Annotated in this window: 4 protein-coding genes; all 4 read left to right on the top strand. The window is 70.0% G+C overall.

Going from position 1 to position 12,634, the window contains the following annotated elements; translation table 11 throughout:
• Window positions 1-151 precede the first annotated feature (151 nt).
• Complete coding sequence (locus AC5JJ2_RS18000) at window positions 152-9,169, top strand: beta strand repeat-containing protein (RefSeq protein ID WP_495859407.1); 9,018 nt, start codon at window positions 152-154, stop codon at window positions 9,167-9,169.
• Window positions 9,170-9,370: 201 nt separating this feature from the next.
• Window positions 9,371-9,805, top strand: a complete 435-nt coding sequence (locus tag AC5JJ2_RS17995) for a hypothetical protein (RefSeq protein ID WP_495859406.1) — start codon at window positions 9,371-9,373, stop codon at window positions 9,803-9,805.
• 65 nt (window positions 9,806-9,870) lie between these two features.
• Window positions 9,871-11,196: a TolC family protein gene (locus tag AC5JJ2_RS17990; RefSeq protein ID WP_495859405.1), complete on the top strand. Its 1,326-nt coding sequence runs from the start codon at window positions 9,871-9,873 to the stop codon at window positions 11,194-11,196.
• Window positions 11,193-12,530, top strand: a complete 1,338-nt coding sequence (locus AC5JJ2_RS17985) for an efflux RND transporter periplasmic adaptor subunit (RefSeq protein ID WP_495859404.1) — start codon at window positions 11,193-11,195, stop codon at window positions 12,528-12,530. The genes AC5JJ2_RS17990 and AC5JJ2_RS17985 overlap by 4 nt, the downstream gene beginning before the upstream one ends.
• Window positions 12,531-12,634: the final 104 nt, after the last annotated feature.

Here is a 12,634-nt window from a genome sequence, read left to right as displayed (position 1 = left end):
CTAGGTTCGTAACGCGGCGCGTCCGGAAACGGACGCGCCCGTGCGCGGAACGCCCCACCGTTCCGGGCACGAACCCGCCGAACGCCCACCCATCCTTCGCGTTCGCAGAACCGCCACACCCTCTTCCACGCATACGTCGGAGCGCGCCTCGATGCCCCGGAATCGCCCTCGGCCCCTCGGCCGGTCCACGCCCGCGAAGTCCCGCTACCACCGCCTGCCGCTGTCGCTCGAACGCCTGGAGTACCGGGACGTGCCGGCCTACGCGTTCGCCGGCGGCGTCGCCGACACGACGCTCGACCTGACGGACGCGGCCGGCAACCTGGCGAGCGGCGCGACGGTCGCCATCGCCCCCAGCCAGTCGAACCCGACGGCCGCGATCAGCCTCGGGGCCGACCGGTTCAACTTCTACGGCACGGAGTACGACACGGTCCACGTGTCCTACAACGGGCTGCTCACGTTCGGCACGGCGAACAACCTCGCCGGGAACGCGAACCTCGGCACGACGCTCAGCCTCGGTCAGGCGGCTATCGCACCCCTGTGGGACCAGTGGTTCAGCACGACGAGCTTCCAGTCGAAGGGCGTGATCGCGAAGCTGGAGGCCGGCAACCGGCTCATCGTCCAGTGGGACCGGATGGAGGACGACATCGGCACGGACGACATCACGTTCCAGGCCATCCTCTCGCTGAACTCCGGCATCACCCCCGGCGACATCAAGTTCAACTACCTCGACACCGACACCGGCAACGCGAACAGCGCGGACGGCAAGGCCGCGACCGTCGGCGTGAAGGAGAAGAACCCCGGCCCCTCGCAGCCGGCCGAGCTGTTCACCCAGGTCTCGCACAACGCGCTCAACGCGAACGTCGCGAGCAACAAGAGCATCACCCTGACGTGGGACAACACGGCCCCGGAGAACCTGGCCCTCACCCCGTCCTCGATGCTGATTAACGAGAACGATTCGATCCTTCTCGGCGGCAGCTTCACCGACCCGGACGTGATCGACACGCACACGATCACCCTCAACTGGGGCGACGGCAGCCCGGACACCGTCCTCACCCCGGCGAAGGGCGTCTACTCGTTCAGTAACGTCTCGCACAAGTACCTCGACAACCCGACCGGGCAGCCGACCGGCAAGTACACGATCACCGCGACGTTCACGGACAGCCAGGGCGAGTCGTCGGTGAAGACGGCGCAAATTCAAGTCAACAACGTCACGCCGACGGTGACGGTCGGGGCGGACAAGACGATCAACGAGGGGGACACGTTCACCCGGACCGGGTCGTTCGCCGACCCCGGCACGCTGGACGGCCCGTTCGTCGCGGAGGTGGACTACGGCGACGGGGCCGGCAAGCAGCTGCTCACGCTCACCGGCACGACGTTCGACCTGAACCACACCTACGCGGACCAGGGGACGTACACCGTCACCGTGTACGTCCGAGACAAGGACGCCGCGACCGGGTCGTCTTCGCTGACGATCACCGTGAACAACGTGCTGCCGACGGTCACGCTCGACGGCGGCGTCGGGTCGCCGACGGTGGCGGAAGGGACGGCCCTCGCGCTGCCGACGATCGCGACGTACACCGACCCCGGCCTGGCGGCGAACGAGATCGCGTCCTGGTCGATCAACTGGGGCGACGGCACGACCGTCACGACGCCGAACCCGGCCACGAACGGCACCATCGGCGGCACGCACACCTACGCGGACAACGGCACGTACACCGTCACCGTCTCCGTGCTGGACGACGTGGGGCCGGTGGTGACGAAGTCGTTCCTGGTGACGGTCAACAACGTCGCCCCGACCGTCACGCTGGACGCGGCCCTCGCGACCACGCAGACGGTGTCCGAAGGCAAAACGATCACGATCAACGACCTCGCGACGTTCACCGACCCGGCGTTCAACAACCCGGCGAACCCGAGCGGCGCGACGGTCGAGACGTTCACGTACACGGTCAACTGGGGCGACGGCACGACGAGCACCGTCGGGTCGCCGACGATCACCCAGGCCGGCAGCGCCGGCACGGCGACGGCCGGGAAGTTCGGCGCGAGCCACATCTACGCCGACGACGGCACGTACACCGTGACCGTGACCGTGACGGACGACGACGGCGGCGTCTCGACGGCGAAGACGTTCAACATTCAAGTCAACAACGACAACCCGGCGATCACGTCCCCGGCGACGAACCGGGCGGTGAACGAGGGGGCCGTGCTGTCGATCCCGACCCTGGCGACGTTCACCGACTACGGGTTCACGAACCCGAGCAACCCGCTCCAGGCCGGCGGCAGCAAGGAAACCTTCACGTACTCGATCAACTGGGGCGACGGCACGTCGGCCGACACCGGCGCGGTGCTGAACGTCACCCAGGGCAGCGCCGGCGTGCTGACGACCGGGGCGGTCGAGAACGTCTCGCACGTCTTCGCGGACGACGGGCTGTACACCGTCACGTTCTCCATCACCGACGACAACGGCGGCACGGTGTCGCAGCAGTTCCAGGTGACGGTCGGCAACGTCGCCCCGACGGTCGCGGTCATCGGCAACCAGACGGTGGCCGAGGGGAACAAGCTGTCGCTGCCGAACATCGCGACGTTCTTCGATCCGGGGTTCAACAACCCGGCGAACCCGAACGGTGCGAGCGTCGAGACGTTCACGTACTCGATCAACTGGGGCGACGGCACGGCCGCGGACGCGGGGCCGGTCACGGCCGTGTTGCAGGGCAGCGCCGGCACGCCGACGACCGGGGCCGTCAACGACGTGTCCCACACGTTCGCCGACGACGGCACGTACACGGTGACAGTCACGATCACCGACGACAACGGCGGCGCGACGAGCAAGAGCTTCACGGTGACGGTCAACAACGTCGCCCCGACGATCACCGGCATCGCCGGGCCGCAGACGGTCGATGAGGGGACGCAGCTGACCATCCCGACGATCGTGTCGTTCGCCGATCCGGGGTTCAACAACCCGGCGAACCCGAACGGGGCGAGCGTCGAGAGCTTCACCTACAGCATCAACTGGGGCGACGGCACGGCGAACGACGGCGGCGCGGTCACGAACGTCACGAACGGCGGCGTCGGCGTCTCGACGACCGGCCTCGTGCAGAACGTCGCCCACACCTACGCGGACAACGGGACGTACGCCGTCACGGTGACGATCACCGACGACAACGGCGGGACCACGGCGCAGACGTTCCAGGTGACCGTGGACAACGTCGCCCCGACCGTCGCGGCCACGACCAACAAGACGGTCAACGAGGGGGCCGTCCTCAACATCCCGAACGTCGTCACGTTCACCGACCCCGGCTTCAACAACCCGCTCGACCCGAACGGGGCGACGGTCGAGAGCTTCACGTTCTCGATCAACTGGGGCGACGGCACGAACCCGGACGCCGGGGCCGTCCCGGCCGGGAACGTCGTGAACGGCGGCGTCGGCGTGCTGACGACCGGCTTCCTGAACGGCAGCCACACCTACGCCGACGACGGGCTGTACACCGTGTCCGTGACGATCACCGACGACAACAGCGGGGCCACGACGAAAACGTTCCAGGTGACGGTGAACAACGTCGCCCCGGCCGTCAGCATCGTCGGAAACAAGGCGGTGACGGAAGGCGCGGTCCTGAGCATCCCGAACGTCGTGACGTTCACCGACCCCGGCTTCAACAACCCGGCGAACCCGAACGGGGCGTCCGTCGAATCTTTCACCTACTCCATCAACTGGGGCGACGGCACGGCCGCGGACGCGGGGCCGGTCACGAACGTCGTGAACGGGGGCGTCGGCGTCCTCACGACCGGCGCGCTCGACGGCAGCCACACCTACGCGGACGACGGCACGTACACCGTGACGGTGACGATCACCGACGACAACGGCGGCGCGACGAGCAAGACGTTCCAGGTGACGGTCAACAACGTCGCCCCGACGGTCGCGATCGCGGCCGACAAGACGATCACCGAGGGCGGGTACCTCAACGTCCCGAGCCTGGTGACGTTCACCGACCCCGGCTTCGACAACCCGGCGAACCCGAACGGGGCGTCGGTCGAGACGTTCACGTACTCGATCAACTGGGGCGACGGCACAGCCGTCGAGACGGGTAGCGTGCCGAACGTCACCCCCGGTAGCGTCGGCGTGCCGACGAGCGGGTTCCTCGACGGGGCGCACACCTACGCGGACGACGGCGTGTACACCGTGTCCGTCACCATCACCGACGACAACGGCGGCGCGACCACGAAGACCCTGCAAGTCACCGTCAACAACGTCGCCCCCACGGTCGCCATCGTCGGCAACAAGGCGGTGGCCGAGGGCACGCAGCTGACCGTCCCGAGCGTCGTCACGTTCACGGACCCCGGCTTCGACAACCCGGCGAACCCGCTCGGCGCGACGGTCGAGACGTTCACCTACAGCGTCAACTGGGGCGACGGCACGAACCCGGACACCGGCAGCGTGCCGAACGTCACCGTCGGCGGCGTCGGCGTGCCGACGAGCGGGTTCCTCGACGCGGCCCACACGTACGCGGACGACGGCGTGTACACCGTGTCCGTCACCATCACCGACGACAACGGCGGCGCGACCACGAAGTCCTTCCAGGTCACGGTCAACAACGTCGCCCCGACCGTCGGCATCGTCGCGAACAAGACCACGACCGAGGGCGGGCTGCTGAGCGTGCCGAACATCGTGACGTTCACCGATCCGGGGTTCAACAACCCGGCCAACCCGAACGGGGCGTCGGTCGAATCCTTCACGTACACGATCAACTGGGGCGACGGCACGTCGCTCGAAACCGGCACGGTCCCGAACGTCACGAACGGCGGCGTCGGCGTGCCCACGGCCGGGTTCCTGAACGGCAGCCACACCTACGCCGACGACGGCGTGTACACCGTCACCGTCACGATCGCGGACGACAACGCCGGCGTCACCGCGAAGTCGTTCACGGTGACCGTGAACAACGTCGCCCCGACCGTCGCCGTCGCGGGCAACAAGACCGTCACCGAGGGCGGGTCGCTCGTCATCCCGAGCATCGTGACGTTCACCGACCCCGGCTTCGACAACCCGCTGAACCCGAACGGGGCGTCGGTCGAGAGCTTCACGTACACGATCAACTGGGGCGACGGCACGGTCCAGACCGGGCCGGTCGCGGGCGTCACGACCGGCGGCGTCGGCGTGGCCACCACCGGGTTCCTCGACGGCGGCCACACGTACGCGGACGACGGCGTCTACACCGTGTCCGTCAGCATCACCGACGATAACGGCGGGGCCACCACCAAGACGCTGCAAGTCACGGTGAACAACGTCGCCCCCACGGTCGCCATCGTCGGCAACAAGGCCGTCGCCGAAGGTTCGCTGCTCACGGTCCCGAACATCGTGACGTTCACCGATCCGGGGTTCAACAACCCGGCGAACCCGAACGGGGCGACGGTCGAGACGTTCACCTACGCGATCAACTGGGGCGACGGCACGGCCGTCGAAACCGGGCCGGTCGCGAACGTCACGAACGGCGGCGTCGGCGTCCTCACGACGGGTTCCCTCGACGGCAGCCACGCCTACGCGGACGACGGGACGTACACCGTGTCCGTCACCATCACCGACGACAACGGCGGCGCGACGACGAAGTCCTTCCAGGTGCTGGTGAACAACACGGCCCCGGTCGTGACGGTCGCGGGGGATCAGACGATCGCGGAAGGGGCGGCCCTCAACTTCGCCAAGATCGCGACGTGGACGGACGCCGGGTTCACCAACGCGGCCAACCCGAACCAGCAGCCGGGCGGGTCGAAGGAGGCGTTCACCTACTCCATCAACTGGGGCGACGGGTCCGCGAACGACAGCGGCCCGGCCGCGAACGTCACTCAGGGGTCGGCCGGCGTGCTGACGCAGGCGTTCCAGAGCGCGAGCCACGTCTACGCGGACAACGGGACGTACACCGTCACCGTCACCGTCACCGACGACGACGGGGCGGCCGTGTCCCGCAGCTTCGCCGTCGCCGTCACGAACGCCGCGCCGACGCTCACGAAGGTCGCGACCGACACGACGCTGCCGGAAGGCAGCCTGCTCGCCCTGCCGGTCCTCGCGACGTTCGCCGACCCCGGCTTCGACAACCCGGCGAACCCGAACGGGGCGTCCGTCGAATCGTTCACCTACACGATCAACTGGGGCGACGGGTCGTCGGAGACGAAGTCGGTGGCGAACTTCGCGACCGGGTCGCCGGGGACGGCGAGCGCCGGGTCGTTCGGCGGTAGCCACACCTACGCGGACAACGGGACGTACACCGTCACCGCCGTCGTCCGGGACGACGACACCGGGCTGTCGAACACCGTCAGCTTCGCCGTCACCGTCACGAACGTCGCCCCGACGTTGAACGTCGCGGCGGCGCAGGCGGTCGTCGAAGGCTCGGTGCTGAACCTCGCCCCGGTCGCGACGTTCTCCGACCCCGGCTTCAACAACGCCGGCGGCACGCCGGCCACGGCCGAGACGTTCACGTACGTGGTCAACTGGGGCGACGGGTCGGCGAACGAGGCCGGCACGGCGACGCTCACCCAGGCCGGGTTCCCCGGCAGCGCGACGCTCGGCACGGTCGCGGCCAACCACGTCTACGCGGACGACGGCACGTACACCGTGACCGTCACCGTGACGGACGACGACGGCGGGGCCACGACCCGGACGTTCACCGTGACCGTGGCGAACGCCGCCCCGGTGCTGGCCGTCGTCGCCCCGCAAACGTTCGCCGAGGGGCAGACGTTCAACCTGGCGACCGTCGGCACGCTGAGCGACGCCGGGTTCGACAACGCGGCCAACCCGAACGGGGCGTCGCTCGAAGCCTTCACGTTCACGATCAACTGGGGCGACGGCACGGCCGTCACGACCGGCACGGCGAGCATTACGCAGGCCGGGTCCGCCGGCGTCCCGACGCTCGCCGCGTTCGGCGGCGGCCACACCTACGACCGCGTCGGCACGTTCACCGTCGTCGTCCGCGCCACCGACGACAACGGCGGGTTCGACGAGCGGGCGTTCCCGATCACGGTCACGAACGTGGCCCCGACGCTCACGCTGGGGACCGGCAACCTCGTCACCACGGAAGGCACGACGGTCAGCCTGCCGACGCTCGGCACGTTCACCGACCCCGGCTTCAGCCTGAGCGAAACCTACTCGTACCGGGTCGAGTGGGGCGACGGCGCGGTCTCGACCGGCGCGGCCCCGGTGACGAAGCTCGGGGCCATCGGCGTCCTCACGAAGGGCGGGTTCGGCGAATCGCACGCCTACGGCGACAACGGCCTCTACCCGGTGCGCGTCGTCCTCTCCGACAGCAACGGCGGCACGTCGGAAGCCACGTTCCAGATTCAGGTCGGCAACGTCGCCCCGACGCTCACGCTCGCCGTCCCGGCCGTCGTGACGGTCGCGGAAGGAGCGCAGCTCTCGCTGCCGACGCTCGCCACGTTCTCCGACCCCGGCTTCGGCGTCGGCGAGACGTTCACGTACTCGGTCAACTGGGGCGACGGCACGACGAGCGGCGGCAAGGCGTCGCTGTTCCAGGTCGGCGGCCCGGACCAGCCGGCGCTCGGCAAGTTCGGCGAACTCCACACGTTCGCGAAGAACGGCACGTACCCGGTCACGGTGACGCTCGCGGACAAGGACGGGGCGGCCGTCACCCAGTCGTTCACCGTCGAGGCGGTCAACGTCGCGCCGACGAACCTGATCTACTCGCTGTCCCCGACGCCGGTGCTGGAGGGGCAGACGATCGAGCTGTCCGGGTCGTTCACCGACCCCGGCCTGTTCGACCCGCACACCGTCACGGTCGATTGGGGCGATGGGTCGGCCCCGGCCGTGTTCACGCTCCTGCCCGGCGTCACGTTCTTCAGCACGCGGAACGTCGGCGGCAACTTCCTGACGCACACCTACGCCCAGAACAGCGGCCCGGGCGGCTACCCACTGACGGTCACGGTCGCGGACGACGCCGGGCTGTTCACCGTCGAGCCGACGGCGACGGTCGTGCAGAACGTGGCCCCGACGGTCACGATCATGACGCCGCAGAAGGTGACGAAGGACGTGCGGTTCGTCGTCACCAGCGACGTGAGCGACCCCGGCGTGCTCGACAAGCTGACGTACTCGTGGAAGGTGTTCGACCCGGCCGGGCAGCTCGTGTTCCAGACCGCGACGCAGAACCTGGAGTACACCGCCCCGACGACCGGCAAGCACCAAGTGTCCCTGACCGTGTCGGACGAGGACGGCGGCTCGACGACGCGGGCGGCGACGATCCGGGTGCAGAACGCGGAAATCTTCGTCATCGCGGCGGACGCCCGCGGCGGCCCGCGGGTGGCGATCTTCGACGCGAAGACGCAGACGCGGGTGACCGACTTCTTCGCCTACGAGGAGACGTACCGCGGCGGCGTCCGGGTGGCCGTCGGCGACGTCCGCGGCGACGGGTCGGCGGACATCGTCACCGCGACCGGCAAGGGCGGCGGCCCGCGGGTCCGGGTGATCGACAGCCAGACGTTCGAGAACGTGGCTGACTTCTTCGTGTACGAGGAGACGTACCGCGGCGGCATGTTCCTGGCCGTCGGCGACGTGGACGGGGACGGGTTCGACGACATCGTCACCGCCCCGGACAAGGGCGGCGGCCCGCGGGTGAAGGTGACCAGCGGCCGGACGTTCCAGCCGATCTTCGACGACTTCGTGTTCGACCCGGCGCTCCGCAACGGCGTCCGGATCGGGGTGAACGACCTGAACGGCGACGGGTTCGCGGACATCGTCGCCGGGTCCGGCCCCGGCGTGTCGGCGCGGGTCAAGGCGATCGACGTGAAGAACAACAAGGTGCTGTACGACTCGCTGGCGTACACGGCGGCGTTCACCGGCGGCATCTTCCTGGCGGCCGGCGACGTGGAGGGGGACGGCCGGTCCGAGATCATCGTCGCGGCCGGCCCCGGCGGCGGCCCGCACGTCAAGGCGCTGGACGTGGCGACCGGGAACACGGTGGCCGAGTTCTTCGCCTACGAGCCGTCGTTCCGCGGCGGCGTCCGGGTGGCGGCGTTCGACTACGACGGCGACGGCCGGACCGACGTGCTGACCGGCCCCGGCCCCGGCGGCGGCCCGGCGCACCGCATCTGGAAGCCGTTCACGAACGAGATTCTCGAATCGTTCTTCTCGTTCGAGGAGACGTTCCTCGGCGGCGTGTTCGTCGGCGCGGGGGACTGACGCGGATCGTGACGAGTGAGGCGAACGGCACGGCGTAAGCGTGCCGGTGGGGTGCCCCACCGGCACGCTTACGCCGTGCCGTTCGCCAAACCGTGACCTGCCCTACAAGTTGTGCCCGCTCGCCTACAATGGGTTTGGGCCGCCGTCTTCGTCGGACGAAATCCCCTAAACTCGCCAATCGGGAAATCCGATAACTTCGTCATGCTCCGCCGCGCCGTGAACTCTGTGCTGGTCGCGTGTCTGCTGCTCGTACAGCTGACCGCCGCCCCGCACTGCCACGGGTGCGAGCGGACGCCCGCCGACCACGACGGCCGGCCGCACGTCCACCTCGACGACCTCGCGGGCCACCATCACCACCACGGCCACCACCATCACCACCGCCACGCGACCCCGCCGGCCCCGCCGCCGTCGGCGCTGAGCTGCCCGACCGCGCCGGACCACGACGCCCACGCCCTGTACCTGCCGGACAACGTCGCCGCCAACGGGAAGCCGTCGAAGGGACCCGTGGCCGCGGTCGATCCCGCCCGCACGCCGCCGATTCAACTCCGACCCGCGACCGCCCCGCGTGCCGCGGCCGCCGCCGCCCCCGACGGGTCGCGGCCGCTCTACGTCCTCCACTCGTCGCTGCAAATCTAGCCGCACCCCCGCGCGCCCGTCGTCCCATTGTCGCTCGCCCACGCCGCGTCCCCGCGGAGGTTCGGATGCTTCCCCGTTCCCTCGTTCTCGCCGCGCTCGGCCTCGCCGGCTGCGCGACCTCGCGCCCCGCGCCGGTCCCGACGACGGCCCCGCCGCCGGTGGCCGCGCCCGCGATTCAGCAGGCGAGCCACGCCGAACCCGTGCCCGCGACGCTCGGCCTGCCGGAGCTGACGGCGCTCACGCTCGACCGCCACCCGCGGCTGGCACAGGTGGCCTGGGCCGTCGCCGCCGCCCGCGGCCGGGCCGTGCAGGCCGGGCTGTACCCGAACCCGGTCGTCAGCGTCGTCGGCGATGAACTCGGCGACGTGCAGGGGCCGGGCGGCATCTGGACCGCCCCGCAACTGACGCAGGAGATCGTCACCGCGAACAAGCTCGGGCTGGCGAAGGCCGTCGCCGACCGCGAGGTCGATCGGGCCACGCTCGCCGTCGTGAGCGAGCGGTTCCGCCTGCTGACGGACGTGCGCCAGGCGTACTGGGAGGTCGTCGCCCTCCGCCGCCGGGCCGACGTGCTGGCGGAGCTGATCGCCCTCGCGGACCAGTCCGTGTCGAACGCCGAGCGGCTGTTGAAGGCGAAGGAGGCGAGCGAACTGGACGTGGTGCAGTTGGAAGTGGACCGCGAGCGGTATCGGGCCGAACGGGACGCCACGGAACGGGCGCTGCCCGCCGCCGCGGCGCGGCTCGCGGCCGCCGCCGGGTCGCCGGACCTCGCCGCGGCCGCGATCGCCGGCGACCTGGAAGCGCCGCTGCCGGGGTACGACCTGGACCACCTGCAAGCCTACGTCCGGGCCGTCCACCCGGACGCGCAGGCGGCGCAGGTCGGCGTCGAGCGGGCGAAGCTGGCCGTCCGCCGCGCGGAGGTCGAGCCGATCCCGAACGTCACGCTCACCACCGGGTACGTCCGCCAGAACCAGAACAGGTCCCACGACTGGACGTTCGGCGCGAGCGTCCCGGTTCCCGTGTGGAACAAGAACCAGGGGAACGTCGCCGCCGCCCGCGCCGAACTCGGCGAGGCGCAGAACGAGGTCGGCCGCGTGCAGCTCGACCTGTCCGGCCGGGTGGCGAGGGCGTTCGCGACCTACGCCGCCGCCCGCGCCCGCGCCGAGAAGTACAAGGCCGCGATCCTCCCGAAGGCCGAGCGGAGTTTGGACCTGACCCGGAAGGCGTACCAGGGGAAGGAGTTCGAGTACCTCCGCGTCCTGCAAGCGCAACGGGCCGTGGCCGAGGCCCGGCTCGAATACGTCCGCTCGCTCGGCGAGGTGTGGCAGGCCGCCGCCGAACTCGCCGGCCTGACGCTCGACGACCAGTGGCCCGCCGCGAGGAAGCAGCCGTGAAACTCACCCGCGTCCTGAAGCCCGTGCTCACGCTCGTCGTCCTCGGCGGCCTCGCCGGGGCCGGGTACGTCACCCGCGACCGGTGGCAGCCGTACCTCTTCCCGACCGAGCCGGAGGCCCACGAGGACGACGACCACGACCACGAATCGCCGGCGGAGAAAGTCATTCTCTCCGAGCAGGCCCGGAAGAACCTCCGGCTCACGGCGAAGCCGCTCGTGCCGACGACGCACTGGAAGACGATCTCCGTGCCCGGCATCGTCATCGACCGGCCCGGCTTCGGCGACCGCGGCATCGTCGCCCCGGCCACCGGCATCGTCAGCCGGTTCCACCGCGTCGCCGGGGAAACCGTGAAGCCCGGCGAGCCGCTCGTCACGATCAAGCTGCTCAGCGAGACGCTCCACCTGACGCAGACGGAGCTGTTCAAGGCGACGCAGGACGTGAAGCTCGCGGAGGAGCAGAAGAAGCGGCTCGCGTCCGCCGGCGGCGGCGTGGCCGAGGCGCGGGTCATCGAGGTGGACAACCAGATCACGCGGCTGACGGTCGCGATCAAGGCGTACCGCCAGGAGTTGCTCACCCGCGGCCTCGCGGCGGCGCAGATCGACGCCGTCACCCAGGGCACGTTCGTGTCCGAGCTGGTGATTCCCGCGCCGATGGCGAAGGCGGCAACGCCGTTCGAGATTCAGGACGTGAAGGTCGAACTCGGCCAGCAGGTGCAGGCCGGGCAGACGCTCTGCCTGCTCTCGAACCACCAACTGCTCTCGATCGAGGGCCGGGCGTTCCGCGACGAGTCGCCGTTGCTCGAACGCGCCGTGAAGGAGGGGTGGCCGGTCGAGGTGGACTTCGACGAGGCCGACGCCCGCGACTGGCCGGCCGTCGAGAAGACGTTCCCGATCACGTACATCGCGAACACCATCGACCCGGACTCGCGGACGTTCCGGTTCCTGCTGCCGCTGGAGAACCAGTCCCGCACGGTCGAGCGCGACGGCCGCACGCAACTACTGTGGCGGTTCCGGCCCGGGCAGCGGGTGCGGCTGAACGTGCGGGTCGAGGCGATCCCGGACGTGTTCGTGCTGCCCGCGGCGGCCGTCGCGCGGGACGGGGCGGACGCCTACGTGTTCCGGCAGAACGGCGACACGTTCGACCGCAAGCCGGTGCAGGTGGTGGACCGCACCCGCGACGTGGTGGTGGTCGCGAACGACGGCAGCGTCCCGCCGGGCATCTACGTGGCCCAGGCCGCGGCGGCGCAACTGAACCGGATGTTGAAGACGCAGTCGAGCAGCGTCCCGGCCGGGTTCCACGTCCACGCGGACGGCAGCGTCCACGAGAAGCACTAACAGACCGTCAGTCGAGGACACTTGGCGACGAAAGACCAGACGTGAACCGCGCGGGTCTTGGCTTTGTTCCCTCCCCCCTTGGGGGGGAGGGTTAGGGAGGGGGG

This window comes from Limnoglobus sp. (genome assembly GCF_059499385.1).
This window is presented reverse-complemented; position numbering and strand designations above follow the sequence as displayed.

What these genes read in the sequence shown, in the direction of transcription:
- AC5JJ2_RS17990 (WP_495859405.1), top strand. Translation starts at nt 9,871, where the DNA reads ATGCTTCCCCGTTCCCTCGTTCTCGCCGCGCTCGGCCTCGCCGGCTGC.
- AC5JJ2_RS18000 (WP_495859407.1), top strand. Translation starts at nt 152, where the DNA reads ATGCCCCGGAATCGCCCTCGGCCCCTCGGCCGGTCCACGCCCGCGAAG.
- AC5JJ2_RS17995 (WP_495859406.1), top strand. Translation starts at nt 9,371, where the DNA reads ATGCTCCGCCGCGCCGTGAACTCTGTGCTGGTCGCGTGTCTGCTGCTC.